Below are 25228 nucleotides of genomic sequence, written 5' to 3'. Positions count from 1 at the left end.
TGGCTTGTGAGTGCGGCAGGTCGGTTTAAGGCTTCGGTATCAGCAGACGGCCGAATACCTATCACATCAGATACCTTACTCCCCCCTGCCGGTGGCACGCCTCCGACGTGACGGGCGTCCGTTCGACCCAGCGAGTTATCAAGGTTAGTAGACCGGAGTGAAAGTGAAATATCCGGAAGATATCTCGTCGCTGTCTATCGATATCCAACCGAACAGATGGGGTGTCCGACGGCGGCGGATCGACCCAGTTCGGCGGCGATTCCGCCGGGTCGCGCGTCGACTCCGGCGCGTTCCGATCCGCTAGAGGCCCCTAATAGTCATATTACATACCTATGCCGGCGGGACGGCGTCGCTCTTCGGTGGCCTCCGTCCGCGACGTCCCCGAATTACCCCACAGACTTATTCCCTCTACCGGGGATATATCGGGTATGTCCGCACTCGCATCGGTCGTGCCGTCGCTCGCGCTCCTTCAGCTCGGGGGGTTGCTCTCCCAGCCGCTCGGGCAGGCGCTCGCGGTGATCGTCGGCGTCGGAATCGTCGTCCTCGTGGGACGCATCGCGCTGAAGATCGCCTGGCGGCTCGTCACCATCGCCGCGCTCGTCGTCGGCGGACTGCTGGTGCTTTCGTTCTTCGGCATCAATCTCCTGGGCTGACCGACCGGAAAAGGGAGAAATTCAGACCCGCGCGCGCTCGTCGATCGATCGCGAGAGCACGCACTCTTCGAGGAAGTTCCGCACGATGTCGTGACCGACGCCCGTGAGCACCGACTCGGGGTGGAACTGCACCGCCTCGATCGGATACTCGCGGTGGCGCACGCCCATCACGAGATCGGTCGCTTCCGGCGCCTCGCCCGCTCTCTCTTCTCCTCCCTCGCCCGCGTCGCCGCCCCCGATCGCGTGGCTCGTCGTCGCCGACACCTCGAAGTCGTCCGGGACGGCCGTCGCCACGAGCGAGTGGTAGCGGCCGCCCTGGAAGCCCTGGTCCAGGCCGGCGAAGACGCCGCGGCCGTCGTGTTCGACCGGGAACGCCTTCCCGTGGATGGGTTCGGGGGCGTGGCCGATCTCGCCGCCGTAGGCGTAGACGGCCGCTTCGAGGCCGAGACAGACGCCGAGCGTGGGGATGCGGTGTGAGAGCGACGTCAGGACCTCGTTCGTGACGCCGACGTCGCGGTCGTTCTTCGGGTGGCCGGGGCCGGGACTGATCACGATCGCGTCGGGGTCGATCTCGCGGAGTTCCGCTATGGACGCGGTGTTCTTGCGGACGACAACGTCGACGCGCTCGCCGTCGACCCGCTGTTCGGAGAAGTACTCCACGAGGTTGTAGGTGAACGAATCGAAGTTGTCGACCACGAGCAGGCGGAGCGTCATCGGGCCACCTCCTCTATGTCCTCGGCGTCCTCGTCGCTCTCGGCGCCGTCGGAGGCCCCGCCCTCGGAGCCGCCGTCGCGTTCGATCCGCTCGACGGCAGTGAGCACGCCGTCCATCTTCTGTTCGGTCTCCTCGTACTCGGCTTCGGGGTCGCTGTCGGCGACGATGCCCGCGCCCGCCCGCACGGCGACGACGTCATCGCCCCCGTCGGCGCCCGCCTCGACCGTCGCCGTCCGGATCACGATCGCGAAGTCGGCGTCGCCGGACCACGAGTAGTAGCCGACGCCGCCGCCGTAGACGCCCCTGGGCGAGCGTTCGAGGTCGTCGACGATCTCCATCGCGCGGACCTTCGGCGCGCCCGTCAGGGTCCCTGCGGGGAACGTCGCCCGCGTGGCGTCGAAGGCGTCGGCGCCCCCGGGGTACTCGCCGTTCCCGCTGTCCTGACCCGCGAGCGTCCCCGTCACGGTCGATTCGATGTGCTGGACGTGGCTGTACTTCAGGACGTTCATGAACTCCTCGACGCGGACGCTGCCCGGTTCTGCGACCCGACGGACGTCGTTGCGCGCGAGGTCGACGAGCATCGTGTGCTCGGCGCGCTCCTTCCCGTCGGCGAGCATCTCGCCGGCCAGCCGGCGGTCCTCGACGGGGCTCGTGCCGCGCCGACACGTCCCCGCGATCGGGTTGGAGACGACGCGCTCGCCCTGCACGGACACCAGCGTCTCGGGGCTCGCGCCGACGATGTGGCGGTCGTCGTGCCGCAGGACGTACATGTACGGCGAGGGGTTGACCTCCCGCAGCGCCTCGTAGAGCCCGAGCGGGTCGACCTGCCCGTACAGCTCCCGCACGCGGGAGATGACGCCCTGGTAGATGTCGCCGTCGAGGACGTGCTCTTTCGTCTTCCGGACCGCGGCCTCGTACTCCGCTTTCGGCCCCGCGGACTCGCCCGTCCGGACGAAGCCGCCGGTCTCTGGCGCCTCGGCGTCGGCGAGCGTCTCGGCGACGCGGTCGGCCTCCTCTCGGAGCTCGTCGTAGACCGCGCTCGGGTCGTCGTCGGGCGTCACGACGGGCGTGAGCACGAGCGAGACCGACGACTCGGCGTGATCGAACGAGAGCGTCTTCGTCGTGAGGACGAACTGCGCGTCCGGCGTGTCGGTCTCGGGGCGCTCGATCCCGACCTCCGCGAGCCAGAGGTCGTAGACGGCCTCGTAGGCGAGGAAGCCCACGAGCCCGCCGCGGAGCCGCTGGCGGTCGTCGTCCGGGAAGCCGACGCGCGGGAGGCCCGGGAAGGCCGCCCGGAGGCGGTCGAGGACGTCCGGGTCGCTCCGAGTGTCGGCGCCGGCGTCTTCGTCCCCGTCGTTGCTATCGCCGATCTCTGCCTCGACGTACTCGGCCGCGCGACCTCCGAGGCGTTCGACGTCGGTCCCGTCGAGATCGACCGTGATCACGGCGTCGGGATCGTAGCCGACGAACGAGTAGCGCGCGTGGCGGTCCGCGGTCGCGTGGTCGGGCGCGAACGCGCCCGCGGGGTCGCTGGAGGGCGTCTTCTCGGCGCTCTCCAGGAGGAAGCCGTAGTCGCTCCGATCGGCGAGCGCGGCGTACGCCGACAGCGGCTCCGTCTCCGGGAGGTCCGCGGTCACGTGGGCGACCACGGGCCCCTCGGCCTCTGCGGTGGCGCGCTCGACCTCGCGGACGAACGACTCGCGGGACTGCGACAGCGCGGGCGCGCTGACGCTATCAGCGTCGTCGCCGCGGTCGCTCACGACGATACCTCCTCGACCGTCCGGTCGTCGTCCGTCCGACTCCCCCCGGACGCTTCCGCGTCGTCGCCGGCAATCCGCTCGCCCGCCGCGGCCGCGTTGGCGACGAACGCCCGGACCGCGTCGTGGTCCTTCTGCCCGCCGCGTGCCTCGACGCCGCTCGCGACGTCGACGGCGAACGGCCGGACGGTCTCGACGGCCTCGGCGACGTTCTCCGGCCCGAGGCCGCCGGCGAGGATCACCGGCGCATCGAGCGTCGCGGTCACTTCGGCCGTCGCCGCCCAGTCGTGGGTCTCGCCGGTGCCGCCGGCGCCCGATCCGTCGATCGAGTCCACGAGCACGGCGTCGACCGCGGGCGCGACGTCGCGAGCGCGCTCCGGGTCCTCGGCGTCGACGACCGCGACGATTTTGGCACCGACGGAGTCGCGGATCTCCCGGAACGCCCCGGGCGCGAAGTCGCCGTGCAGTTGGAGGACGTCCGACCCGACGCGGTCGGCGGCGTCGACGGCCTCGGCGGGCGTGTCGGGCATCGTCACGAGCGTCGTCGTGAGGAACGGTGGCGCGGCCGCGACGAGCCGGGCGGCGTCCTCGACGGCGACTTCGCGGGGCGTCTCGACCGGGACGTCGGCGATGACGCCGACCGCGTCCGCGCCTGCCCCTTCGACGGCGCGCAGGTCGGCTTCGTTCGTGACGCCGCAGATCTTCGTTCGCACCATCGTCAGCGCTCCGCCGCGGCGTCGACGGGCTCGCAGAGGGCCTCGAAGGTCGACGTCGCGTCGCCCTCGTCGATGGCCTTCGCCGCCGTCTCGACGCCGTCTTCGATGCTGTCGGCCAGCCCCGCGACGTAGATCGCCGCGCCCGCGTTCGCGAGGATGATGTCCCGCTTCGGGCCGGTGACCGTCCCGGTAACGATCCCCCGGAGGTCCTCGGCGTTCTCCTCGGGCGTGCCGCCCGCGACGGCGTCGATCGGCGCCGCGTCGAGTCCGATCTCCTCGGGCGTGAGCGTGTACTCCTCGATGTCGTCGCCGTCGACCTCCGCGACCCGCGTCTCGTCGTGGAGCGCGATCTCGTCCATTCCGGAGCCGTGGACGACGAGCGCGCGGTCGACCGCGAGGTGCGAGAGCGAGCGCGCGAGCACCGGCACGAGGTCGGGGTCGTAGACGCCGACGACCTGCGCGTCCGCGCCGGCGGGGTTGGTGAGCGGCCCGAGGACGTTGAAGATGGTCCGCATTCCGAGTTCCTTCCGCGGGCCGATCACGGCCTTCATCGCGGGGTGGAACACCGGCGCGAGCATAAAGCCGATCCCGTCGCGCTCGATCGCCTCCTCGACGGCCGGGGGCTCGGCCTCGACGTCCGCGCCCGCGACCTCCAGGACGTCGGCGCTCCCCGACGACGAGGAGACCGAGTAGTTGCCGTGTTTCGCGACCGCGGCGCCCGCGCCCGCGGCCACGATGGCGCTCGTCGTCGAGACGTTGATGGTGTTGTAGTCGTCGCCGCCGGTCCCACAGGTGTCGACGAGCGGGTCCCGGTCGGGATCGATCGTCCGGGCGGCGTCGCGCATCCCCTGCGCGAAGCCGGCGATCTCCGTCTCGGTCTCGCCCTTCGCGCGAAGCGCCGCCAGCAGCGCCCCGATCTGGGCTTCGGTCGCGTCCTCGAAGACCAGACCGGCCGCCTCGCGGGCCTCCGCCTGTGTCAGATCCGTTCCCTCCGTCGCGCGTTCGATGTAATCTTGGAGTGTCATCGTGATCACCGATGTACGTCTTCGTGTTACAGTGAACAAATTCGTTCACCAGTATAAGGCTATCGGAGCGGTCACTCCGGCCGATCGCCGCCATCGGCCGAACGACCGGCCCGTGTCGGGTCTGGGACGCTGGACTGCCGTCGGACCTCAAACCGGACGACGGCGTCCGATCCGCGAAACGAAACCTTCAATTACGTACACCGGGAATCGGGAGATGCGCTCGGAAGAGTGCGAGCGAGCATGCGCCAGGCGGGTTGGTGGTCTAGTCTGGTTATGACACCTCCTTGACATGGAGGAGGCCGGCAGTTCAAATCTGCCCCAACCCACTACTTTTTGACGGACTTGACGACCTCGGCGAGGCGACCGACTAACGAGCGAGCCCGATATAGAGTCAGTCGTCGTCTTCCTCACCATCGACGCGCAAGCGACGGATCGCTTTCGCCCAGTTGTGCTTGGCCGCTTGCCCGGGGTATGCAATCGGGTCGTACGCGAGATCCTCAACGGTCCCGAGATGCTCTCCGTCGCGGTCAGTCACCCGACGCCAAAACCCGATAATTCCCACGGCCGTCAACGACACGAGAAGCACGGCAAGCGCGGCGCTTCCAGGATCCTCAAGCGGAAATACGACAGTGCCTAAAATCGCCACGAGGCCGGCCAGCGAAACGATATAGAAGAGATAAATGAGCGAATTGCCAGTGATCTCGATGCTCCGGCCCATCGTGATACCAGCGGCAATTGATCGCTGGAGCCATACAGGTCTTTCTTCGGACCCACCCCGCCCACTCAGTTCTCTCAGTGGACTCCCTTTCGGATGCACAGCTCGTCGCCTCCCGGTTTGAACAACAGCGCCTCGTCGGGATCCAGATGGAGCTCCTGTGCGACTTTCGTATTGCTGTGATCGACTGCATACGGAGGCGGGATACGGAACGTCGCAGTGAGGAACGTACACGGAAACGGTGGTCCGGCACCGCTCGGAGTTTTCAGTTCGAATCGTCGCGGTACGAATCGAGCGGGACGCGTTCGACGCCCACCGTGTCGTAATCCTGCTTCGTCGAAAGCACGGTATCGCCGTTTGTGTGAGCAATACCCGCGTGAATGGAATCGAACGGCGTCGTGCCGTACTCCTCGATAAAGGATACCGCGACGAGGAGCGCGTCCTCCTGTTCCGCCGGGCGAATCGGCACGAGTTCCAAGAGGTTCGGGATGAGTTCGGCGATATCGACCGTGTACTCGCCTGATTCTTCGTCGTACCAATACACCAGAAATTCGGTGTAGGCGGTGAGTGACGTATAGACGTCGTCAGATTCGAGCGCGGCCGTCGCGTTCTCCTTCGGCCAGTCGTCGGGCTTCGCCAGCGCGAAGAGGAAGTCGCTCTCGACGTACATCCGGCGTCAGGTCCCGTCCGCGTCCCGTTCGTCTGCGACCTCACGAGCGGCCTTCACGCGGGCCTCGGCTTTGAGTTCGTCGACGTCCTCGTCCGCGAGGGCGTCACCGACCGCCGTCTCGACCGCGTCGAGGGGGTCGTCTGCGACGGGAAACAGCGCGACGTGGGTGGGTAGATCGACGATGCGGTACTGCCGGCCGTGCTTTTCCCGGATCTCCTTCGGGAGATATATTCGGCCCCGCTTGTCGGCCTTCGAGGTCATAGCGACGGATTCGGCCTGTACAAACAAAATTCTTCCCGTAATTTCGATGATTTTCCCACAGAGCGTTCGGAGGTCACCGATAAGATCCGCCTGTAAGCCACCGATTCGAGGTCTTCCGTTGGAACTTGCTCAACAAAGAGTAGCGACAAAGTATTTCCATCACTCAGCCAATGCGTCCCGTATGAGGGAGCACCGCTTTCTGAGAGAGAATCTCGGCTACGCCATTATCGGTGGCCCGGTGCTGAGTGTCATCACGTCACTCGTTGGAATGCACCTTTTTGATACGGTGGGCGGCATCGGCTGCGGCTTGGTCGTGTACAGCATCGGCTGGGTGCTCTCAATTACGCAGTCAAACGAAGATTCCCAAGAATCCGTTTCTGATCCAGACAGCGAGCGATCCCGTCGTGAGAACGAATTAGAAGCCGAGAAGGGCGCGTTTGGTGGAAACGGCGGTGGTGGGTAAGTACTGGAATGGAGACGCCGCCTTATTTTGAAGAGGACTGATAAATCGATATACGGGAAACAACTCGCGCGCTAAGCAGGTATTTCGGGGATCCTCGTTTTCGTGGCATTCGCTTTTACTCGGCCCTTCACCACGTTTCTCTGTCTTTGTTCCCATCCGCTCTCAGGTAAGAGCAGATCGGTCGAAGTACTCATTGGCGTACGAAAAGTATCAGCTAGTATGAAATCGACCGATTCGCGGGAACGTCTCCCTCTCATTGCTATCGGGTTCTTGGTCCTCTTCGGGCCGGCGGTAATCCTCGTCATTACGCTCGAGATTCTCATTCTCTTTGGCGATCTCGAACTCAGTCAAATCACTCCCGTCAAATTCATCGAACTATACATCGTCGACCTGATTCTGTTCACCGGATTGGGATACGGGATCTATCGATCGAGCTTGTGGCTCGTGAAAAACAAACTCCCGCCCTCACCTGACGCAGTCGACTCTCAGGCTGTCGAAGATACCCTCGACGACGACTCCGAATAGTGTGCCCTCGGTCAAGGCCCCCGATTCGCGCCCATTCAGTGGTTACGCGGACTTCGCGTCGCTGAGAGGAACGCGATCAGCCGAGTAGACCAACAGCACCCAGTACCCAGCGGACGACCTCGGAAACGGCGAACAAACCACCTTCCAATCGAGAGAGAACTCGTCCCGTCCACAAAGCAGTGACCATCACTAGGGAGATACCTGCCAGCCATCCCAGCGTCACAACAGGACTACTATTCATTATCAACGGCTGGATGACAGCTGCCACCCCCAGAATTCCTGTGATATTGAAGACATTGCTCCCGACGACGTTTCCGACCGAGACGCCGAGACTTCCGCGCCGGACAGCGACAAGTGACACGGCAAACTCAGGGGTCGAGGTACCCGCCGCGACGATGGTTCCACCGATAACCCACTCCGAGATACCGGCACTGCGGGCCAAGTCCGAAGCGGCCAGCACCATATAATCGCCACTCACGAGGACCAACGCCAGCCCGCCACAGAGAAACACGACATCCCGTCCGCGAAACGTCTCCTGCTCTGTCACCGGGTGGGTTGCGGCCGATCCAGCGGACGATACCTCGGCAGTGTGATCGGGGGATTTCTGGCTAGATCGCAGGAGATTGGCAGTGTACGCGATGAAGACTCCTACCAACAGCGCTCCTTCGGGTCTCGAAATTTCGAGGTCGTACACGACGAGACCACCAAGCAGGGTACTCGCTAACAGCGCGATCCCGTCACGGTGGACGATCGATGCGGCGATTGGGATAACTTTCAGCAAGGAAATCACCCCCAGAATAAACGCCAGATTGTAGATATTCGAGCCGAGGACGTTTGCGACCGCGATATCTCCTAGCCCTTTGAGCGCGGCGTCAACCGAGACGGTGAGTTCCGGCGTGGATGTCCCCATCGCCACAATGGTTAGTCCGATAGTGAGGTCCGACAGACCGAATCGGCGGGCTAACCGAACGACCGCATCAACCAAAAAGCGCGCACCGATCCAGAGACCCAGAATCGAGAGAGCAATCACACCGACCTGGACAGCTGGACCGCCTTGTACCATCGTGCGGTTCGACTGGCGGCTCCTCAATCAAGGTTTGGTGCCCTCCTTCGCTGACTGGTGATCTCACGGAGTGCCAGCGAACACACAGACGGATCCTTTCGACTGATTCACCGAAAGGGAATGAGATTACTACTACCGAATCGCTCAGTACAGAGACCGTCACCACCAGCGGTTATCCTCCGAAGAAGAATTCGAGACCGAGGAGGGGCGCAGCGACGACGCACAGCAATACGAGGACCGCCCCGAAACGGAGTACGCCCACCGTCCGGAGTTGGGTCTCTGGGAGGGACTCGGCGATTCCGGACAGAGCGGTTCCGGCGATCATAAATAGTAACCATCGGGTTTCGCCAGCGTCGCCGACGCTCCAAGCATACGCGAACATACACAAGAAGGTAAACGACAGGCCGAGCTGAATGAGTGCCATACGACGGCCTTGCGGTTCGTTGAACAGCACCTCACTAACATAGGGGACCATAAGCGACGCATTCCTGCTTGGGATACAAAACAGTGCCTCAGTGTGAGCCCAGTAGAACGTCTCTTCCCGTGCTACGCGATTCCTCTACAGGAGACGGTAGGAGATACACTGTGAAATTCGCAGGCAGACTCTGAGAACTCATTCGACTGTGAGATCGTGAAATACGCCACCGGAGCAAGATTTCTGTGACGCCCCACGACGGCATTGTTCAGATTAGTTGATTGAAACAGACGGCGAATGCTTGGAGCCACGTTTCTGCGGTTTCAGGACGAGCGTGTCTGAAGTGGTTTGCGAAGGCTTCAGTTCGGCGTTTGAGTTCTTTGAAGACACGTTCGACGGCGTTCCGATTCCCGTGAGTGACGTGTTGGAATCGGAGCGAGTGACGGTGGCAGGCCGCCTGCAGCCAGGGTGCGCCATCGACCAGGAAGATCGCGTCAGAAACGAGATGTTTCTCGCGGAGTTCCGCAAGGAACATCTCGGTCAGCGCTTGGGTCCTGGTCGGGAATAGTCGCACGTGCAGCAGGCGAGTCGTGTCGGGATCGACCGCCGCAAACAGCCAGTAGCGCTGGTCATTCACTCGAATTACAGTCTCATCAACCGCGACGTAATTCGGATTCTGTCCCTCGGCAGGCTGTAGGTCTGCCTTCTGAATCCAGTTGTGAACGGTGGAGCGACACCGATCGACACCCAGGCTTGCAAGAACAGAGACGGTATCCGACAGCGATAATCCCGCCAAATGCAGTTGGATACCCAACTTCATCGCCGACTCGGGTGTCGCCTCTCGCTCCACAAAACCTAACTCTGGAAAGTCGCTACCTCCGGTGAGGCGGTTGGGTTCTTGCATAGGCACCAACGAACTACGACCGCCTCACTTTTCGATCTTATCTGAACAGTGCCCCCCACGACTGTGCCAAACGATTTTACGCTGTCAACGCCAACGTTGACACGAGTAATGGCGACCGCCGACGAGCAGATCCGGATCAGCGATCGGGTGAAAAAGCGCCTCGACAGCCGACGGCGCGAGGGCGAGTCCTACAACGACGTCCTCGATCGGCTGCTCGGCGAGACGACCGACAGCGACTTCGAGGACGGATTCGGGCTGCTGTCTGAAGCGGAAGGCGAGTGGATCCGCGAGCAACGCGCCGACGCGAAAGACGAGCGGAAAGAGCGGATGCGCGGTCTCGGGAACGTATGAGAGTCCTCGACGCGAACTTTCTCATCGACTACCTCAGCGGCGTCTCGGCGACGAAAGACTACTACGCGGCAAACGGCGGCGACGACGAGACGTGGATCTTCCCCGCACCGGCGTACGCTGAGACGCTCGTCGGTGTCGGAAACCACCCCGACGGCGACGTCGACGAGGCGATCGCGGCGTTGGGCTGGGGCGAAGTGGTCGCTGTCGACGACGAGCTCGCAGAGACGGCCGCCCGGATCGCCGACGAGATCGAGCCCGGCGGACCGTATCTCGACGGCGTCGACGGGCTCGTGGCCGCCGTCGGTCGCGAATGGGGCGCGCCGGTCGTCTCCGCGGACGGCGACTTGACCCACGAGGCGACCAAACGGGTCGTCGACGTCGAAGAGTATCGATAGTCGTCTCTGAGGTGGTCCCACTCAGTACAGCAAACCATTATTCCAGAAAGTCTTATGTGAGAGATATGGAAGAGGTCGTCATTGCCATTCTCAAGGCCGGCGAATTGGTCTTTGATTTCGTCGAGACGATCTATCAGAAGATCTCTCCAGACGAGACCGATGACGACTAACAGAGTCAGGCAGATAACTGTGATTTCAGTTCGCAGACCGATCCGTTCGACTGATTCACCGAAGGCGAAGTGAAACAACGACACCTGATCACGGCGGGAAGGACCACCCCACATCGATAGCCAACCCACTTCTTTCTACGCCGAATCGCACTGCGGAGCGACGCCGACACTCTATCGCTGAATAGCACCACTACTTCCGCGCGAAGCCGTCGCTCTCCGTTACAGGGCTGGCTCGGGCCGCGCGAGGCAAAAGACCTTCACCGATCGGCGGGCCCTTGGTTCGTATGTCCGATTGGTCCCGACGGCGGTTCCTCGCGGCGGCGTCCCTCCCGGTGGTCGGCTCGGTGGCCGGCTGTTCGGAATCCCTCGACCGGACGGGGGCGGAGCCGCACTTCGCAGAGCAGAAACGTCCCGTCACTGACTACGAACGGGAGCAGGTCCGAAACAACGAGGGCGCGTCGCTCATCGAGGACGAATCCGCCGCGCGCCGCTCCTACACCTACGAGCACCTCACGGAACGGGCGAACGTCCCGTCCTTCGCCGACGTTCCGGAGGCGCGACAGCTCGAACAGTTCGTCGACTCGACCGACTTCGAGACCGAGTCGATACTGCTCTTGGTGCGACCGATCCCCGAGTGCTACGACCTCCGGCTCGTCTCCGTCTCGGAGGAAGACGACGGCGTCGACTCCCAGTACTGTCGCGATATGCGTCCGGCGGACGTCGCCTGCGAGCGGGACGCCGAAGACACCGTCGGCGTCGCGATCCGGCTCCCGTTCGCGGGCGACTCGTTCAACACTCTCGGGATGGGGTTCAGCAGTTCGTGCGACAATCGGCCGACGGTCGTCAGTTTCGAGCCGGTCACGCCGACGAATGCGACGGGAGCGGCCACAGACGCGGGAGGTGCGGACGAATGACCCGGCGTACCCGCAGGCAGATGCTCGCTGCGACCGGGACGGCCATCGCCGGTGCGCTCGCGGGCTGCGGCGGCGTCGGAGACGCTGTCCTCGGCGGCGACGACGACACGCTCTCGTACGATCACGCGGCGCTGACCGACTTGGCCGAGCGGCCGCCGCCCACACCGCCGACCGCGTTCCCGCTGTCGATTCCGGCGAGCGCGTTCGACCGCCACCGGTCGCGGATCCGCGCACTCCTCGATGAGGTTCCCGAATCGCCGGATCTCCCCAACGAGGCGCTCGCTGCGGAGCTCGCGGAACGCCGATCGTCGGTCACGGATCGATTCCGGGACGCGCGCGGGAACGAGACGGGTCCGTCCGGCGGGAGCGAATCGGAGTATCTCCCCGACCGGACCGCTCCGAGAGAGCGGCTGGGGGACCTCCGGTCGGTCCGGGCCGACGCCGCGGGGATCAACGCCGCCTACCGCGCGGCGATCGGACGGGTCGACGGAGAGGAACTCCGCTCGCGGCGGGAGCGCGTGCGATCGGACCTGTACGACTTCCTCCGCTCGTGGACCTACGACGGCGCTTCGGCGCTGGAGGCGCTGCTCGTCCACAATCACATCGAGGGCCTCGTCGAGAGCGTCCGGAGGTCACTCCGGGAGCCCGCGTCGTTTCCGGAGGCGCCGCGCGACGAGGCGTTCGCGGTGAGCGACCTCGCCGCATCGGTCGAGTACGCGCGGGCGTCGCTGGCGGACGCGACCTCGCTCCGCGGGACCTACCGCGAGTCGGTCGCGGATCCGACGTCCTATCGCGACGCGATCGAGTCGACGGCGGGGCGGCTCGTCGAACAGCACCGGATCACCTCGGCGCACGCCGACGTCCACGAGTACGAGGACCTGGACGAACCGCCCTTTGCGCGGTCGATCGAGGAGACGCCGGCCGGCGAGCTCTACCGTCACGCCCGAGAGCTCGTCGGCGACGACTTCGTCGAGGGCCGAGGCCTCGAACGCCAGCCGGCAAGTCGGTGCCTCCAGGCCGCGGTCGGACTCGCCGCCCTCCAGACCTTCCGCACCGTCGTCGAGGAGATCGACGCCGGGAACTACGGCGTCCCGGAGACGGTGGCGCCGATCGCCGAGGCCCGCGGGGACGCCGTCGACGCGCTTCGGATGGTCTGGACGGGCGAGCCACAGGCGCTCCGGCTCGAACTCGACTGGCCGGCGACCGATATGCTGCTGTACCAGCTCCGCGAGTTCCACGAGGACGTCGCGGACCTGGACGACGGCGAGGTCTCGACGTACACCATCAACGAGACCTACGGCGGGCTCCTGTACGCGTACCACTACGCGACGTACGTCCCGCCGGTCGCCGATCACCTGCTGGCGGTGCTGCGGGAGCAGTGACCGGGACTGATCGTCGCTCGCGCTCGGGGGCCTCCGTCAGTTCACGGGAGCGCGTGATCCGAACGGCGGTCCCACACTAGAGGTAGCCCAGTTCTTCGAGCCGCTCGCGGAGTTCCCCGTCGAACTCCTCGTCGGTCAGCAGATCGATGGCGCTCTCCTGGCGTCGCTCGACGACGTCGAGCAGCTGCAGCGCAGTTCGGAGCTTGTAGTGGACCTCGGAGTCGTCGGTCTCTTCGATCGCGCTCTCGAGGAGCGTCGCGATGGTGTCGGTCGTCGCCTTCGGCATATCGAGCTAGTTCGGACATCGAGTGAAAACCGTAGCGATCGACGTCTGGCGGGATCCTCCGATGGCTTTCCCGCGATTTATCGGGAAAGAACCGTCTGCGTATCAATCGAGTATCAATAATATTCATACCGCGGAGGACCTCCTTCCGAACTGTGACGTGCCGCGCTCGCGACCCGTTGCCGCCCCTGCTCGCAGTCGGCCTGGTCCTCCTGGCCGGGTGTACAGGCTGGGGCTCACCGATCTCGGACCCGACGGCGACGACGCGAGCGTCCCCGACGCAGTCGCCGACGGCGACCACCGCCGCGGCGACTCCCTCCCGCCCTCCGGACCTCGATCGGCGGCTCTACGACCTCGCGACCGCCGAGAACCGAACCGCCTACGCCGACCCGCACGGGCTCGTCTACGAGGACGGGTCGGTCCAGGCGGTGATCGAACTGGCCGGCGGCCGGGCGCTCCCCGACGGCTACGGCGTGACCGTCGAACTCCGGCGCGACGGCCTCGTCCAGGGCTTCGTCGCCGTCGACGACCTCGTCGGGCTGGCACGGCACGAGAACGTCACCGCGGTCCGGCCGCCGTCGCGGCCGCAACCCACCTGAGATGCGGACCGCGATCGTCCTCGTGACCGTCGCCGCGCTCCTCACGGCCGGCGCCGCCCCGGCGTTCGCGAGCGGACTCGGCGGGCCGGACGATGCCTCGTCTGCGGTCGGCGCCGCGGACCGGCACTCCGTCTCGTCGTCGGCCGCCGAGCCGCCGACCCGAGCGGAGAGGACCGCGACTCCTCCGTCCACGTCAACCCCGACATCCGCACAAAACGGCTCGAATACGACCGACGCGGCGGGCCCGCCGCCCGAGGCCAAGATCGCGGCCGGACTGCTCGACGGCGGTGACGGCCGGGGCGGGGGCGACGGCCGCGCGACGCCGGACAGCCTGACCACGGCGGGCGTCGAGATGGTCGACGTCGTCGTCGAGGCGGCGCCCGGATCGGCGGACGCCGTCGCGCGTCGCGTTCGCGGCAACGCGGGGGCGGTCGCGGTCCGACACGGCCGGTTCGTCCAGGCCAGTCTCCCGCGGACGGCGCTGACAACGCTCGCCGACACCCCGGCCGTCGAGCGGATCCGCCGACCGAACCGCCCCGTCGCCCAGGCGATCGATCGCGGGAGCGTCGAGAGCGAGGGATTGTCGAATATGAACGTCTCGCCGGCGTACGGCGCGGGCCAGTACGGCGACAACGTCACCGTGGCGGTGGTGGACGTCGCCTTCGACGCGACGAACCCGGAGATCAGCGACAACGTCGTCGACGTGTACGCCCCCTCGGGGAGCTTCTCGAACACATCCGACGGCCACGGGACGGCGGTTTCTGAGTTGGTCGTCGACACCGCGCCGAACGCCTCGCTCGTTCTGATCGACATCGGTACCGAGGTCGGCCTCTACGACGCGATGGAGTACATCCGGGAGAACACCTCCGCGGACGTGGCCGTGATGTCGCTGTCGTGGTACAACGTCGGGCCGATGAACGGGAGCGGCTACTTCAACGATCAGTTCAGACAGTCGGCCGCGAACGGGACGCTGTGGAGCGTCTCGGCCGGCAACACCGCCGACGGGGAACACTGGAACGGCACCTGGAAGGACGGCGATAACAACGACTGGCTGAACTTCGCCGACAGCCAGGAACTGATGACTGTGAGCGGGAACGGAAACGTATACCTCCAGTGGGACGACTGGCCGCAGAGCGACCAGAACCTCGACCTCTACCTCTTCGACACCAAGAGCGACTTTCCGAACAATCCGACCTACATCTCCGACGATGTCCAGGACGGGACCTGGGAGCCGAGGGAGGCTGTCGGGACCTACGATTCGACGGACTACGTCGCCGTCAAACGCGAGAGCGGGTCGGAAGCGCTCAATCTCACCGTCTTCAGTAGCAGCGGTTCGCTGTCGCCGCACACGACAGTACAGAGCGTCACCAATCCCACGACTGATGCTGTCCTGACGGTCGGTGCTACGTACTACGGGGACAATTCGGTCGAATCGTTCTCCTCGCGTGGCCCGACTATCGACGGCCGGATCAAGCCCGACGTGGTGGCGCCCGACGGCGTCTCGACGAGCGTCGACGACCCGTTCTACGGCACCTCCGCATCCGCGCCGCACGCGGGCGGGGTCGTCGCGCTCGCATTGGACAAGAACGAGTCGCTGACGCCAGCGGACGCGATCTCGCTTCTGGAATCGACGGGGAACGATACGAATCACTGGACACTGCCGAACAACGACGTCGGCTACGGCCTCGTCGACGCGGGCGTCACCGTCTCGTCGACCGATCCGGAGCCGGTCCCGCCGGTGCTGACCGACGCGACGGCCGTGGACGAGACGGACGGCGACGGGACGGTGGATACCGACGATCACATCCGCATCAACGTCACCGCGACCGACGCCGGAATCGGCGTCAAGAACGCGACCGCGAACGCCTCGGACTTCGGCGCTGGCGTGGTGAGTCTCACCGATCCCGACGGCGACAGCGTCTACAACGCGACCGTTTCGGTGAACGGGTCGACGGCCGCACCGAACGGCTCCTACGCGATTCCGATCGAAGCGTACGACCGGGGCGGAACGAAGAACACGACCCAGACGAACACGCTGACGCTCGCGGTCGACCGCGAGAAGCCGTCGATCACCGACGCGAACGCCCTCGACCTCGGCGACCGCGACGGCAACGTGACGGCCCTCGACGAGATCGAACTCAACGTCACGGCGACCGACGCCGACAGCGGCGTCGACGCCGTCACCGCCGACGCATCGGCGTTCGGGGCGGGCACGGTGGCGCTCACCGACCCCGACGGCGACGACGTCTACAACGCGACGATCGCCGTCGACGCCGACCAGGCCGCGCCCAACGGCAGCTACGCCGTCTCCCTCACGGCGGTCGACGTCGCGGGCAACGAAAACAGCACGGCGACGAACGCGCTCCAGCTCAACGTCAGCGACCGCGCCGCGCCGAACGTCACCGACTTCGGCGTCCAGGTCACAGACACGCGCACGCTCTACACGAGCTTCGACAGCAACGAGACTCTCTCGACGGTCAATCTCACGATCACCGACCTCGACAGCAACGCGCGCGTCCGGACGCTCTCCCTCGCCGACTTCGACACGCCCGGCGGAGGCACGTACGTCAATCAGACGGTGCTCCCGGACGCCGGGCGCTACCGGCTCGCGCTCGTCACCGCGGCGGACGCGGCCGGCAACGACGGCTCGGGCGACGCGAACGCGACGGTGAAACTGGTGACACGGGACGTCGTCGTGACGCACCTTGACGGCCCGGCGCCCGACATGTCGAACGTCACCGCGAACGTCTATCTCACCCAGGGGAGCGGCGGACTGCTCCAGGTCCAGCTTCGCGACGCCGCCGACTCCGATCTCGCCAACCGGACCGACCTCTCGGACCTCGGCGTCGAACCGGATACCACGCTCGCGGTGAACGTCACGGTGAAGAACTGGACGCCGCGGCTCCTCCTCGGCGCCGGGCGGAACGCCACCTGGAACGTCACCGCCGTCGACGCGGACACGACGACGATCAACGTCACGGCCGATCCGGCGGACGTCCAGTACAACGAGACCCAACTCGACGGGACGACGAAGCCGTGGTCCGAGACCGACACGGCCGACTTCGGCTCGCCCGCGACGATCGACCTGGCGGTCTCGGACCTGTCGGTGTTCGACCGGGCGCGACGGGATCGGTTCAACGGAACGATGCTCCTGACCGACGCCCAGGCGTTCGGCACGCCGGCGTACAGCACGACCACGGACGCGCTCTCGCTGTACGTCGCGGCGCCCCACCTCAACGCCAGCGGCGGGCAGAACCGGGGCTTCTTCGACGCGTTCGTCCCCACGGCCGTCCTCGACGACTGGGGCGTCTCCGACCCCGCGAGCATCAACGTCTCCGCGCTCGGCTCCGCGCCCGCATCCGCCGAGAGCACTGTCACGAGCGAGGGGATCCGCCTGGAGATCCCGATCCACTACTCCGAGGGCGACGTCGAACTCGCGCCCGACTCGACGCCGCCCACGATCGCGTCGCCGTCCATCACCGACGCGACTGACGGCGACGGAACCGTCGAAGACGGCGACCGCGTCCAGGTCTCCGCGACGGTCACCGACGCGACGAGCGGGGTCGATTCGGTCTCAGCGGACGCCGCGTCGTTCGGCGCGGGGACGGTGTCGCTCTCTGATTCGGACGACGACGACACCTACACCGGAACGTTCACGGTCGACGGCGGCGGGATCGGCGCCGACGGCTCGTACTCGGTCTCCGTATCGGCGACGGACGTCGCCGGGAACACGGGGTCGAAATCGACCAACGCGCTCCAGTTCGACAGCGGCAGCGACGGAGGAGGGAACGGCGGTGGAGGCGGAGGCGGCGGAGGGGGCGGTGGCGGGGGCGGAGCGCCGCTTCCCCCACCGCAGACGGCGACACCGACGCCGACGCCAACCCCGACACCGACGCCCGACCCGCGGGTTCGCGTCGACCGGACCGCCGGCGGCGTCTCGGTCACCGTCGAGCGCGCGGCTGCCGGCCAGACGGTGTCGGCGGAGTTCGGCGACGCGGCGACGTCGGCGGTCGCGGGCGTCACGGGCCTCCGGCTACGGCCCTCCGGCGACGCGGCGAACTTCAGCGTCTCGGTGACGCCGCCGACGCCGACGACCGCGGACGCGCCCTCCCTCGACGACGGGACGGCGGTCGGGTACTTCCGGGCGGACGCGGTCGATCTCCCCGATGACCGCATCGCGGGGGCATCCCTCCAGTTCGCCGTCTCCGAGTCGTCGCTGCCCCCGGGCACGACGCCCGAGCGCGTTCGGCTCTACCGTTACCACGATGGGGCGTGGCAGCGCCTGGACACGGCGCCGCTCGGCGACGGCGTCTACGAGGCCACGACGCCCGGCTTTTCGGTCTTCGCGATCGGCGTCGACGACGCGTCGGCGGGCGGGGGCGTCGGCGGGTCGACTCCGGGAACGACCGCCGCTGACTCTGCCGCGGCGGACGGGAGCGACGGTGATTCGATCGAGGGCACCGCCACGCCGTCGTCGCCGACGGAAGCGACCGGCTCGACGCCTGGAACGAGCGGCGGGTCGACGCCGGGGTTCGGCATCGTCGTGGCCGTCGCGGCGATCCTCCTGGCGGCGGCGACGGCCACGCGACGACGGTGAGAGGGGAGGACTTAACCACGCCATCTCCCAAAGGCCCCCGTGGAGTCGCCGTACGACGTACTCGGGATCGACGCCGACGCCGACGAGGACGACGTCGTCCGGGCGTACCGGGAGCGGGTGAAGGAGGCCCACCCGGACCACGGCGGGTCGCTGGCGGAGTTCAAGCGCGTCCGACGGGCTTACGAGCACATCTCGGCCGGACGCGATCCCTCGACCTTCGAGAGCGACGCGACCGGAGACGGGGTAGGGGGTCGCTCGGGGGACGGCCGGGAGGGCGGACGCGGCCGAGGCAACGGGCGGGCGGATGCGGCGAACGAATCGGACGAAGACGAGGGCGCGGAAGACGAGGAGACGCTCGGCCCGACCGTCGAGTACCTCGACTACGAGGTCGCCCAGGCGCGGGGCTGGGAACTGACCGACGAGGACCTCTTCGAGAAGGCCGAGGCCGCGGACCTCCCGGTCGACAGCCACGGGATCCTCGTCGTCGAAGAGCGGGAGACGCTGCTCGAAGCCGCCGAGCGCTACGGCTTCGCGTGGCCCTACGCCTGCCGCGGCGGCGCGTGCGCGAACTGCGCCGTCGCCGTCGTCGAGGGCGAGGTGGAGATGCCCGTGAGCACGGTCCTCACAGACGAGATGAAAGAGCGCGGCGTCCGCCTGTCCTGCATCGGCGAGCCCGTCACCGACGATCTGAAGGTCGTGTTCAACATCGAACACCTGCCCGGACTGGCCGAACTCCGCCTCCCGGCCGAGCAGTTCGAGAGCGCCAGAGCCGACGACTGACGCCTATTTTGTCGGGAAAATAACACTCCCGGCGCGTTCGCCGCTGCCAGCGCGGTGAGAACGGGACGAAGTTTCAAGGCGGCAGGCGGCCTACGATCAGGCGGAGGCTACTCCATTATGGATATTACTGATATTGCCACTCCTGATTTCGTTGAAGTCGACGCCGACAAGCGCCTGGGGAAGATCCGCGCGATCTTCGAGCGCGAGAACCCGCGGGGGATCGTCGTCACCGAAGACGGCGAGTACGCCGGCGTGATCGGCGAAAAGCAGCTCGTGCGCTCCCGGATGGAAGACGACACGAAGGCCTCCGTCGTGATGAAGTCCGCACCGCGCGTCGACCGCCACGAGGACGTCCGCGAGACCGCGCGGATGCTCGTCGAGGGCGACGTGAAGATCGCGCCCGTCTACGAGGGCTCGAAGCTCTACGGCGTCGTCACCAGCGACGCGATCCTCGACGCCGTCATCGACAGTCTCGATGCGATCTCCGTCGAGGACATCTACTCCGAGGACGTCGTCACTGTCGGCGAGAAGTCCCACGTCGGCCAGGCGATCAACCGACTCCGCGAGCACGGTATCTCGCGGCTCCCCGTCATCAACGAGGACTCCGGCAAGCTCACCGGGATAATAACCACCCACGACCTCGTCGAGTTCGTCGTCCGCGACGACAACCGCCAGGGCCGGGGCGACCGGCGCGGCGACCTCGACCGGATGCTCGATCTCCCCGTCTACGACCTGATGTCCTCGCCGGTGGTCACCGCGCGCCCCGCCGAGACCGTCGACATCGCGGTCGAGCGGATGTTCGAGAACGACCTCTCCGGGCTCGTCGTGACCCCGACCGAGAGCGGCGAGGAGGTCAAGGGGATCGTCACCAAGACGGACATCCTGCGCGCGCTGACCTTCACCGAAGAGGAGAGCATGGACGTTCAGATCACCAACGTCCGGCTGCTGGAGACGCTCTCCCGCGAGGAGATCGTCGAGGAGATCACGACGGTCGTCGACAAGTACCAGCAGATGCAGGTGCTTCACGCGCACGTGCGCTTCCACGAGCACAAGGAGAAGCTCCGCGGCACGCCGCTGATCCAGTGTCAGATCCGCCTGCGGACCAGCCACGGCCAGGTCGCGGGCAGCGGCGAGGGCTACGGCGCCGAACACGCCTTCCACGTCGCGCTCGACAAGCTCGAACGCAACGTCCTCGAACTGAAGGGCCTCAACGCCGACGAGAAGTACCGCGGCCAGCTCATCCGGAAGCTCGGCGAACTGTAATCGGGTCGGCGCTTCGCTTTCGCTCCTTCTCGTCTCCCGGTTCCGTCTTCGCTTTCGACCCCGTCAGACCTCGGTCGCTGCCAGCCCCTCGTCCGTGATCTCGAAGGTCACCGACTCGCCGGCGGGCTTCGCTCGGTGTTTCTCGAGCGTCGCGCGGCGGTTTCCACCGCGGAACCGCTCCAAGCGTACGACCGCGCCCGTCCAGTGTTCGAGCGTGTGGCCGCCGAGCGGCCGCGCGCGGTCGGTGTCGGGGTCGGTGAAGACCTGGTTCGTGACGACGACCGCGAGGTCGTGCTTCCGCGCCAGCGAGAGCAGGTGGGTGACCTGCCGTGCGACCCGGCGGAGCGACTCGCCGGCCTCGCCGTCGGCGGTTCGCTCCAGCCGGTAGAAGCCCGTCGCGCTGTCGAGGACGATCAGTTCGGCGCGCTCGGCGAACTCCTCGGCGTCGCGGACGGCCTGCTCCTGCTCTTCGAAGTCGTGGGCCTCGGAGACGATGAGCCGCGAGGTGATCTCCTCGACCGTCGCGTCGTCGCCCGCGACGGCGTCGGCGAGCTGGCGGAAGCGATCGATCGAGAGCCCCTCCGTGTCGATGTATACCGCGCGATCGCCCGCGCCCGCGACCCGGACCGCCGCCGAGAGCGCGACGTTCGTCTTGCCGGCCGCGGGCGGGCCGTAGAGCTGCGTGACGGTGCCGCGCTCGAAACCGCCCCCCAAGAGCCCGTCGAGCGCGCGACACCCCGTGGTGAGTGCGTCGGACACGGCCCCTTCTCGGGCGGCTCCGGCGAAAAACCCCCCGATCCGGGGAAGGGATAGAATGGTGGAGTGCGCCGTCTCGCCGCGAGGGTTCAAATACCGGGACGGGCCCACTCCCGCCGATGGTATCGCCGACGACGCCGCTCGCGTACGCCCTGCTCGGCGTGGCCCTCGGGACGATCACGGGACTCGTCCCCGGGCTCCACGTCAACAGCGTCGCGTTCCTCCTCGCCGGCCTCGCGCCGGGGATCGACGGCCCGCCAGCCGCCGTCGCCGCCGCGGTGCTCTCGGCCGGCGTCGTCCACACGTTCCTCTCTATCGTCCCCGGGCTCGTCCTGGGCGTTCCGGACGCCGCGACCGCCCCGGGCGCCCTGCCGGGGCATCGGCTCGTGGTCGCGGGTCGCGGACGGGAAGCCATCCGCCTGTCGGCGCTCGGCAGCGGCGTCGCGCTCGTCGTCGCCGTCCTCGCCGCGATCCCGCTCTCGCTCGCCATCGCCGCTGGGCGGGGACTGTTACTCTCGGCGCTCCCGCTCCTGCTTGCGCTCGTCGCGGCGCTTTTGATCCTCGCCGAGCCGACCCGGCGCGCCCGCGTCGGGGGCCTGCTCTGTCTCGCGACCGCGACGGCGCTCGGTCTCCTGACGCTCGATCTCCCGGCGTCGGGGCCGCTGGCCCCGCCCGACGCGGCGTCGATGCTCGCCCCGCTCTTCGGCGGCCTGTTCGGCGCGCCCGTGCTGCTCGATGCGCTGGCCGCCCGGGGCGAGATCCCGCCGCAGGAGGGTACCGAACTCGGGCTGTCGCCGGCGGCGACCCTCCGGGCCGCGTGCTCCGGCGCCGGCGGCGGCGCGCTCGTCGGCTACCTCCCGGGCGTCTCCGCGGGCGTCGCGGCGGTGCTGGCGCTCGGCGGTGCGGGCGGCAGCGGCCCGGCGGGCCGCGGCTCCGATCGGGCCTACGTCGTGGCCACGAGCGGCGCCGACACGGCCACGGCGGTCTTCGCGGTCGCGTCGCTCCTGGTTCTGGGCGCACCCCGGAGCGGCGTGACCGTGGCACTCGAATCCCTCGGGAGCGGCGTCGGCGTCGGGACGACGCTCGATCCGTGGTCCCTGGCGGGCGCGCTCGCCGTGCTCGTGCTCGCGGCCGGCGCCGGGATCGGCCTGCTCGTGACGGTCGGCGAGTGGTACCTCGGCGCCGTCCGCCGGCTCCCGCGTCGGCCCCTCGCGCTCGCCGTGCTCGCTCTCCTGGGTGCGCTCGCCGTGGGATTCGCCGGGGTGCTGGGCGGAGCCGTGTTCTGCCTCGCCGCGCTGGTCGGGCTCTTGCCGCCCCGCGTCGGCGCCCGTCGCGTCCACCTGATGGGGGTGTTGTTCGGCCCGATACTGCTGGGGTGACCGGGAAAGACAACCGTTAAAAGTCGCGGGAGGGTCAGATAGCGTATGAGCCAGTCCGAACAGCGACACGCCCGACAGTGCGTGTCCTGTGGCATCAACATCTCCGGGATGAGCGCGGCGACGTTCGACTGCCCGGAGTGCGGCCACGAGATCTCGCGGTGTGCAAAGTGCCGAAAGCAGAGCAACCTCTACGAGTGCCCCGACTGCGGGTTCATGGGACCCTGAACGATGGGAAAAGTCGCAGCCAAGATCAAGGTAATGCCGAACAGCCCCGAAATCGACCTCGACGAGCTCCAAGAGCGGCTCGAACAGTCACTGCCCGAGGGCGCGAAGATCAACGGCTTCGAGCGTGACGACGTCGCGTTCGGCCTGGTCGCGCTCCTCCCGACGGTGATCGTCCCCGACGACGCCGGCGGCACCGAGGCCGTCGAAGAGGCCTTCGCCGACGTCGACGGCGTCGAGAGCGTCTCGGTCGAAAACGTCGGCCGCATCTGAGTTTTCGGCGCGCTCCGCTCCGTTTTCTCCCGCCCGGAACGTCCGCCAGCCGCGGCTGCACCTGTCGCGTCGATTCCGGGTCGCGTCCGAGCCGAGAGCGGTGCGAGGGACCGACTATTCGGCGCGGCGGAGGGTGAGGAGCCCGACGAGGGGCGAAAAGAGGAAGCCGAGTCCGATCGCGACGATGAGCGCGACGGCGCTCCCTTCGAGCGCCGAGGCGGCGGCGACCCCCACGACGCCGCCGAGCATAATGCTCGCTGCGACCCCCAGCCCGAACTGTTCGAGCCGGGAACTGGAGTCTCCGTGTGCCGAGCCGCCGTCGCCCGCGAGTGCGCCCTCGACCTCAACGTCGTCGGGAAGCTGTCCCCCGGATGCGTATTCTTGTGCCATACTCGGCCGTACGACACCCCGTGGTTTAGATTTTGTCGAGATCGATCGGCCTCCGGCGGCCGCGGCGTCGGTGGCTCGCGCGGGTCGCGGCCGGCGGAACTGGAACGTGCGTTTTATAACCGCGTCGGAAGTAGGGGGTTCCAACGACTATGCCGAGTTCCAACGGTCCACTCCACGGGACGCGAGGAAAGCTCTCGAACAAGCCCCGAAACCGCGGGACGTCGCCGCCGCAGCGCGCCATCGCCGAGTACGACGAGGGTCAGAAGGTCCACCTGAAGATCGACCCGAGCGTGCAGGAAGGTCGCTTCCACCCCCGATTCAACGGTCACACCGGCGAAGTCGTCGGGAAGCAGGGCCGAGCGTTCAAGGTTCGGATCGTCGACGGCGGCACCGAAAAGACGCTCATCACCCGTCCGGCCCACCTGCGCGCGCAGGAGTAGCGCACGCGATGACCATCTTCAAAGAGAAGGTCGACGAGGAGTACCTGACCGTCTCTGAGGTCAAGGTGCTCCTCGAGGACGTCGAGGCCGAGCGCGCCGCCGACGAGGAGCGCGAGCTGCGCTACGAGCTCGCGCGGGCGATCGAGCACGTCAATCGGTTCGCCCACCTCGATCCCGAGGAGTCCAGGGACCTCGTCGAGGAGCTCCTCGAACAGGAGAAGGTCGATCCGGAGACCGCGATCAAGATCGCGGATCTGCTGCCACAGAGCCGGGACGAGCTCCGGGCCGTGTACGCCCAGGAGCGGTACGCCCTCGACGGCGACGAACTGGACGACATCCTGAACGTCGTCGCGAAGTACGTCTGACGGCCCGCGCCGCCACCCGTCGGGGTTTCCCCGTCGCGGCGCGGCTGTCGGCTCCGTCGGCCCACTTTTTAAATAATCCGTAGGCATAGGTCTGTGTATGACTACGACCGAAGGCGGGAGTCCCGACGCCCCGACGGAGTCGGACGAAAGCGCCGCCGACGCGGCGGACGAGTCCGAGGCCGTTGAGGCACGCTATGCGGTCATCCTCGATCACCTCCCGCACGGGCGAGCGGACGACGACCGTCCGCGACACCGGAAGTCGCCGCTGGCGTACGCCCTCGGCGAGCGGGACTTCCGCCTCTTCGAACTGACGCTTTCGGACGACGCCGACATCTCGATCGGCGACCGCGTCGTGATCGGGCCCACCGAGGCCCGCGACGTCGTCTCGGGCTTCAAGCAGGTCGACTACGACGACCTCTCGAACAACGCGAACGCGGAACTGGAGTACGCCGTCGAAGAGATCATCGACGCGAACGAACAGCGGTTCGTCGACTTCTACAACGACGCCCAGCCGATCACGCTCCGGCTCCACCAGCTGAATCTGCTCCCGGGGATCGGCAAGAAGCTCCGGAACAACATCCTCGACCAGCGCAAGCGGGGGCCCTTCGAGAGCTTCGAGGACCTCGAAGACCGCGTCTCCGGGCTCCACAACCCCCGAGAGGTGCTCACGGAGCGAATAATGGAAGAGCTCCGCGACGACGACCTGAAGTACAAGACGTTCGTCGGCCGCGAGCAGTAGTCCGACGGCAGGCACCACACACCGAGCCGAGACGTTTACCCGCTCCCGC

Annotated in this window: 30 protein-coding genes and 1 tRNA gene; 18 read left to right on the top strand and 13 right to left on the bottom strand. The window is 66.9% G+C overall.

Annotated features, from left to right (window positions below; translation table 11 throughout):
• The first annotated feature begins 428 nt into the window (after positions 1 to 428).
• Positions 429 to 653, top strand: a complete 225-nt coding sequence (locus OS889_RS11260) for a DUF8029 family protein (protein ID WP_372389896.1) — start codon at positions 429 to 431, stop codon at positions 651 to 653.
• 21 nt (positions 654 to 674) lie between these two features.
• Here the strand turns inward: OS889_RS11260 and trpG are convergent, their stop codons facing one another.
• From trpG to trpD, 4 genes are read right to left on the bottom strand one after another with little or no spacing between them, the layout of a single operon-like run.
• A complete protein-coding gene (gene trpG, locus OS889_RS11255) occupies positions 675 to 1367 on the bottom strand; it encodes an anthranilate synthase component II (RefSeq protein ID WP_372389895.1) in 693 nt (230 codons plus the stop codon).
• Positions 1364 to 3127 (bottom strand): anthranilate synthase component I, encoded by a 1764-nt coding sequence (gene trpE, locus OS889_RS11250; RefSeq protein WP_372389894.1) that lies wholly within the window; start codon positions 3125 to 3127, stop codon positions 1364 to 1366. Before trpE ends, trpG begins: the two co-directional genes overlap by 4 nt.
• Positions 3124 to 3840: a phosphoribosylanthranilate isomerase gene (locus OS889_RS11245; protein WP_372389893.1), complete on the bottom strand. Its 717-nt coding sequence runs from the start codon at positions 3838 to 3840 to the stop codon at positions 3124 to 3126. Before OS889_RS11245 ends, trpE begins: the two co-directional genes overlap by 4 nt.
• A gap of 2 nt (positions 3841 to 3842) precedes the next feature.
• Positions 3843 to 4865 carry an anthranilate phosphoribosyltransferase gene (gene trpD, locus OS889_RS11240; protein WP_372389891.1) on the bottom strand — a complete coding sequence of 341 codons (1023 nt, stop codon included), beginning with the start codon at positions 4863 to 4865 and terminating at the stop codon, positions 3843 to 3845.
• 251 nt (positions 4866 to 5116) lie between these two features.
• Between trpD and OS889_RS11235 the strand changes: the two genes are divergently transcribed.
• Positions 5117 to 5191: transfer RNA gene (locus OS889_RS11235), tRNA-Val, on the top strand.
• Between the two features lie 65 nt (positions 5192 to 5256).
• Here the strand turns inward: OS889_RS11235 and OS889_RS11230 are convergent.
• The 3 genes from OS889_RS11230 to OS889_RS11220 all read right to left on the bottom strand — a co-directional run bounded on the left by OS889_RS11230 (position 5257) and on the right by OS889_RS11220 (position 6511).
• On the bottom strand, positions 5257 to 5583 hold the full coding sequence (locus OS889_RS11230) for a DUF8000 family membrane protein (protein WP_372389890.1): 327 nt from the start codon (positions 5581 to 5583) through the stop codon (positions 5257 to 5259).
• Between the two features lie 262 nt (positions 5584 to 5845).
• Positions 5846 to 6250 carry a PIN domain nuclease gene (locus tag OS889_RS11225; protein WP_372389889.1) on the bottom strand — a complete coding sequence of 135 codons (405 nt, stop codon included), beginning with the start codon at positions 6248 to 6250 and terminating at the stop codon, positions 5846 to 5848.
• Between the two features lie 6 nt (positions 6251 to 6256).
• On the bottom strand, positions 6257 to 6511 hold the full coding sequence (locus OS889_RS11220) for an AbrB/MazE/SpoVT family DNA-binding domain-containing protein (RefSeq protein ID WP_372389888.1): 255 nt from the start codon (positions 6509 to 6511) through the stop codon (positions 6257 to 6259).
• Positions 6512 to 6692: 181 nt separating this feature from the next.
• Here OS889_RS11220 and OS889_RS11215 point away from each other — a divergent pair, with 181 nt between their 5' ends.
• Together OS889_RS11215 and OS889_RS11210 are read left to right on the top strand one after the other, a co-directional pair.
• Complete coding sequence (locus OS889_RS11215; protein ID WP_372389887.1) at positions 6693 to 6974, top strand: hypothetical protein; 282 nt, start codon at positions 6693 to 6695, stop codon at positions 6972 to 6974.
• A 219-nt stretch (positions 6975 to 7193) separates the two neighbouring features.
• Positions 7194 to 7499, top strand: a complete 306-nt coding sequence (locus tag OS889_RS11210) for a hypothetical protein (RefSeq protein WP_372389885.1) — start codon at positions 7194 to 7196, stop codon at positions 7497 to 7499.
• Positions 7500 to 7575: 76 nt separating this feature from the next.
• On the opposite strand, the gene OS889_RS11205 is transcribed toward OS889_RS11210, so the two are convergent.
• The 3 genes from OS889_RS11205 to OS889_RS11195 form a co-directional block, all read right to left on the bottom strand.
• Positions 7576 to 8562, bottom strand: coding sequence for a calcium/sodium antiporter (locus tag OS889_RS11205; RefSeq protein WP_372389884.1), 987 nt, complete (start codon positions 8560 to 8562; stop codon positions 7576 to 7578).
• Positions 8563 to 8734: 172 nt separating this feature from the next.
• Positions 8735 to 9037 carry a DUF8011 family protein gene (locus tag OS889_RS11200; RefSeq protein ID WP_504923076.1) on the bottom strand — a complete coding sequence of 101 codons (303 nt, stop codon included), beginning with the start codon at positions 9035 to 9037 and terminating at the stop codon, positions 8735 to 8737.
• A gap of 208 nt (positions 9038 to 9245) precedes the next feature.
• The gene (locus OS889_RS11195) at positions 9246 to 9881 is read right to left on the bottom strand and encodes an IS6 family transposase (protein ID WP_372388535.1); all 636 of its coding nucleotides are present in this window, start codon (positions 9879 to 9881) and stop codon (positions 9246 to 9248) included.
• Positions 9882 to 9989: 108 nt separating this feature from the next.
• On the opposite strand from OS889_RS11195, the gene OS889_RS11190 reads away from it, so the two are divergent.
• From OS889_RS11190 to OS889_RS11175, 4 genes are all read left to right on the top strand, one after another.
• Positions 9990 to 10232, top strand: coding sequence for an antitoxin VapB family protein (locus OS889_RS11190; protein ID WP_372389881.1), 243 nt, complete (start codon positions 9990 to 9992; stop codon positions 10230 to 10232).
• Positions 10229 to 10627: a PIN domain-containing protein gene (locus tag OS889_RS11185; protein ID WP_372389880.1), complete on the top strand. Its 399-nt coding sequence runs from the start codon at positions 10229 to 10231 to the stop codon at positions 10625 to 10627. Before OS889_RS11190 ends, OS889_RS11185 begins: the two co-directional genes overlap by 4 nt.
• Before the next feature lie 454 nt (positions 10628 to 11081).
• Positions 11082 to 11711 carry a hypothetical protein gene (locus OS889_RS11180; RefSeq protein WP_372389879.1) on the top strand — a complete coding sequence of 210 codons (630 nt, stop codon included), beginning with the start codon at positions 11082 to 11084 and terminating at the stop codon, positions 11709 to 11711.
• Complete coding sequence (locus OS889_RS11175; protein ID WP_372389878.1) at positions 11708 to 13093, top strand: hypothetical protein; 1386 nt, start codon at positions 11708 to 11710, stop codon at positions 13091 to 13093. Before OS889_RS11180 ends, OS889_RS11175 begins: the two co-directional genes overlap by 4 nt.
• A gap of 76 nt (positions 13094 to 13169) precedes the next feature.
• On the opposite strand, the gene OS889_RS11170 is transcribed toward OS889_RS11175, so the two are convergent.
• Positions 13170 to 13379, bottom strand: a complete 210-nt coding sequence (locus OS889_RS11170; RefSeq protein ID WP_372389877.1) for a hypothetical protein — start codon at positions 13377 to 13379, stop codon at positions 13170 to 13172.
• Positions 13380 to 13531: 152 nt separating this feature from the next.
• On the opposite strand from OS889_RS11170, the gene OS889_RS11165 reads away from it, so the two are divergent.
• From OS889_RS11165 to OS889_RS11150, 4 genes are all read left to right on the top strand, one after another.
• Positions 13532 to 13975: a hypothetical protein gene (locus OS889_RS11165; protein ID WP_372389875.1), complete on the top strand. Its 444-nt coding sequence runs from the start codon at positions 13532 to 13534 to the stop codon at positions 13973 to 13975.
• A 1-nt stretch (position 13976) separates the two neighbouring features.
• Positions 13977 to 18572 (top strand): S8 family serine peptidase, encoded by a 4596-nt coding sequence (locus OS889_RS11160; RefSeq protein WP_372389874.1) that lies wholly within the window; start codon positions 13977 to 13979, stop codon positions 18570 to 18572.
• Between the two features lie 39 nt (positions 18573 to 18611).
• Positions 18612 to 19352, top strand: a complete 741-nt coding sequence (fer, locus tag OS889_RS11155; protein WP_372389873.1) for a ferredoxin Fer — start codon at positions 18612 to 18614, stop codon at positions 19350 to 19352.
• Positions 19353 to 19469: 117 nt separating this feature from the next.
• The gene (locus OS889_RS11150; protein WP_372389872.1) at positions 19470 to 20615 is read left to right on the top strand and encodes a CBS domain-containing protein; all 1146 of its coding nucleotides are present in this window, start codon (positions 19470 to 19472) and stop codon (positions 20613 to 20615) included.
• A gap of 63 nt (positions 20616 to 20678) precedes the next feature.
• Here OS889_RS11150 and radB read toward each other — a convergent pair whose 3' ends face one another.
• Entirely contained in the window at positions 20679 to 21374 is a 696-nt protein-coding gene (gene radB / locus OS889_RS11145) for a DNA repair and recombination protein RadB (RefSeq protein WP_372389871.1), read from the bottom strand.
• A gap of 116 nt (positions 21375 to 21490) precedes the next feature.
• Between radB and OS889_RS11140 the strand changes: the two genes are divergently transcribed.
• From OS889_RS11140 to OS889_RS11130, 3 genes are read left to right on the top strand one after another with little or no spacing between them, the layout of a single operon-like run.
• Positions 21491 to 22750 (top strand): tripartite tricarboxylate transporter permease, encoded by a 1260-nt coding sequence (locus OS889_RS11140; protein WP_372389870.1) that lies wholly within the window; start codon positions 21491 to 21493, stop codon positions 22748 to 22750.
• A gap of 45 nt (positions 22751 to 22795) precedes the next feature.
• On the top strand, positions 22796 to 22975 hold the full coding sequence (locus OS889_RS11135) for an HVO_2753 family zinc finger protein (protein WP_372389868.1): 180 nt from the start codon (positions 22796 to 22798) through the stop codon (positions 22973 to 22975).
• Positions 22976 to 22978: 3 nt separating this feature from the next.
• Complete coding sequence (locus OS889_RS11130; protein ID WP_372389866.1) at positions 22979 to 23245, top strand: elongation factor 1-beta; 267 nt, start codon at positions 22979 to 22981, stop codon at positions 23243 to 23245.
• Positions 23246 to 23359: 114 nt separating this feature from the next.
• On the opposite strand, the gene OS889_RS11125 is transcribed toward OS889_RS11130, so the two are convergent.
• A complete protein-coding gene (locus OS889_RS11125; RefSeq protein WP_372389864.1) occupies positions 23360 to 23635 on the bottom strand; it encodes a glycine zipper domain-containing protein in 276 nt (91 codons plus the stop codon).
• 149 nt (positions 23636 to 23784) lie between these two features.
• Here OS889_RS11125 and OS889_RS11120 point away from each other — a divergent pair, with 149 nt between their 5' ends.
• The 3 genes from OS889_RS11120 to OS889_RS11110 all read left to right on the top strand — a co-directional run bounded on the left by OS889_RS11120 (position 23785) and on the right by OS889_RS11110 (position 25179).
• Complete coding sequence (locus OS889_RS11120; protein ID WP_372389862.1) at positions 23785 to 24075, top strand: 50S ribosomal protein L21e; 291 nt, start codon at positions 23785 to 23787, stop codon at positions 24073 to 24075.
• Between the two features lie 8 nt (positions 24076 to 24083).
• Positions 24084 to 24440, top strand: coding sequence for an RNA polymerase Rpb4 family protein (locus OS889_RS11115; protein WP_372389861.1), 357 nt, complete (start codon positions 24084 to 24086; stop codon positions 24438 to 24440).
• Between the two features lie 97 nt (positions 24441 to 24537).
• A complete protein-coding gene (locus tag OS889_RS11110; protein ID WP_372389860.1) occupies positions 24538 to 25179 on the top strand; it encodes a DUF655 domain-containing protein in 642 nt (213 codons plus the stop codon).
• Positions 25180 to 25228: the final 49 nt, after the last annotated feature.

This window comes from Halobellus sp. MBLA0158, assembly GCF_041477585.1.
GTDB lineage: Archaea > Halobacteriota > Halobacteria > Halobacteriales > Haloferacaceae > Haloquadratum > Haloquadratum rubicundus.
This window is presented reverse-complemented; position numbering and strand designations above follow the sequence as displayed.

What these genes read in the sequence shown, in the direction of transcription:
- OS889_RS11260 (WP_372389896.1), top strand. Translation starts at nt 429, where the DNA reads ATGTCCGCACTCGCATCGGTCGTGCCGTCGCTCGCGCTCCTTCAGCTC.
- trpG (WP_372389895.1), bottom strand. Translation starts at nt 1,367, where the DNA reads ATGACGCTCCGCCTGCTCGTGGTCGACAACTTCGATTCGTTCACCTAC.
- OS889_RS11245 (WP_372389893.1), bottom strand. Translation starts at nt 3,840, where the DNA reads ATGGTGCGAACGAAGATCTGCGGCGTCACGAACGAAGCCGACCTGCGC.
- trpD (WP_372389891.1), bottom strand. Translation starts at nt 4,865, where the DNA reads ATGACACTCCAAGATTACATCGAACGCGCGACGGAGGGAACGGATCTG.
- OS889_RS11230 (WP_372389890.1), bottom strand. Translation starts at nt 5,583, where the DNA reads ATGGGCCGGAGCATCGAGATCACTGGCAATTCGCTCATTTATCTCTTC.
- OS889_RS11225 (WP_372389889.1), bottom strand. Translation starts at nt 6,250, where the DNA reads ATGTACGTCGAGAGCGACTTCCTCTTCGCGCTGGCGAAGCCCGACGAC.
- OS889_RS11220 (WP_372389888.1), bottom strand. Translation starts at nt 6,511, where the DNA reads ATGACCTCGAAGGCCGACAAGCGGGGCCGAATATATCTCCCGAAGGAG.
- OS889_RS11215 (WP_372389887.1), top strand. Translation starts at nt 6,693, where the DNA reads ATGAGGGAGCACCGCTTTCTGAGAGAGAATCTCGGCTACGCCATTATC.
- OS889_RS11210 (WP_372389885.1), top strand. Translation starts at nt 7,194, where the DNA reads ATGAAATCGACCGATTCGCGGGAACGTCTCCCTCTCATTGCTATCGGG.
- OS889_RS11205 (WP_372389884.1), bottom strand. Translation starts at nt 8,562, where the DNA reads ATGGTACAAGGCGGTCCAGCTGTCCAGGTCGGTGTGATTGCTCTCTCG.
- OS889_RS11200 (WP_504923076.1), bottom strand. Translation starts at nt 9,037, where the DNA reads ATGGTCCCCTATGTTAGTGAGGTGCTGTTCAACGAACCGCAAGGCCGT.
- OS889_RS11195 (WP_372388535.1), bottom strand. Translation starts at nt 9,881, where the DNA reads ATGCAAGAACCCAACCGCCTCACCGGAGGTAGCGACTTTCCAGAGTTA.
- OS889_RS11190 (WP_372389881.1), top strand. Translation starts at nt 9,990, where the DNA reads ATGGCGACCGCCGACGAGCAGATCCGGATCAGCGATCGGGTGAAAAAG.
- OS889_RS11185 (WP_372389880.1), top strand. Translation starts at nt 10,229, where the DNA reads ATGAGAGTCCTCGACGCGAACTTTCTCATCGACTACCTCAGCGGCGTC.
- OS889_RS11180 (WP_372389879.1), top strand. Translation starts at nt 11,082, where the DNA reads ATGTCCGATTGGTCCCGACGGCGGTTCCTCGCGGCGGCGTCCCTCCCG.
- OS889_RS11175 (WP_372389878.1), top strand. Translation starts at nt 11,708, where the DNA reads ATGACCCGGCGTACCCGCAGGCAGATGCTCGCTGCGACCGGGACGGCC.
- OS889_RS11170 (WP_372389877.1), bottom strand. Translation starts at nt 13,379, where the DNA reads ATGCCGAAGGCGACGACCGACACCATCGCGACGCTCCTCGAGAGCGCG.
- OS889_RS11160 (WP_372389874.1), top strand. Translation starts at nt 13,977, where the DNA reads ATGCGGACCGCGATCGTCCTCGTGACCGTCGCCGCGCTCCTCACGGCC.
- OS889_RS11150 (WP_372389872.1), top strand. Translation starts at nt 19,470, where the DNA reads ATGGATATTACTGATATTGCCACTCCTGATTTCGTTGAAGTCGACGCC.
- OS889_RS11140 (WP_372389870.1), top strand. Translation starts at nt 21,491, where the DNA reads ATGGTATCGCCGACGACGCCGCTCGCGTACGCCCTGCTCGGCGTGGCC.
- OS889_RS11135 (WP_372389868.1), top strand. Translation starts at nt 22,796, where the DNA reads ATGAGCCAGTCCGAACAGCGACACGCCCGACAGTGCGTGTCCTGTGGC.
- OS889_RS11130 (WP_372389866.1), top strand. Translation starts at nt 22,979, where the DNA reads ATGGGAAAAGTCGCAGCCAAGATCAAGGTAATGCCGAACAGCCCCGAA.
- OS889_RS11125 (WP_372389864.1), bottom strand. Translation starts at nt 23,635, where the DNA reads ATGGCACAAGAATACGCATCCGGGGGACAGCTTCCCGACGACGTTGAG.
- OS889_RS11120 (WP_372389862.1), top strand. Translation starts at nt 23,785, where the DNA reads ATGCCGAGTTCCAACGGTCCACTCCACGGGACGCGAGGAAAGCTCTCG.
- OS889_RS11115 (WP_372389861.1), top strand. Translation starts at nt 24,084, where the DNA reads ATGACCATCTTCAAAGAGAAGGTCGACGAGGAGTACCTGACCGTCTCT.
- OS889_RS11110 (WP_372389860.1), top strand. Translation starts at nt 24,538, where the DNA reads ATGACTACGACCGAAGGCGGGAGTCCCGACGCCCCGACGGAGTCGGAC.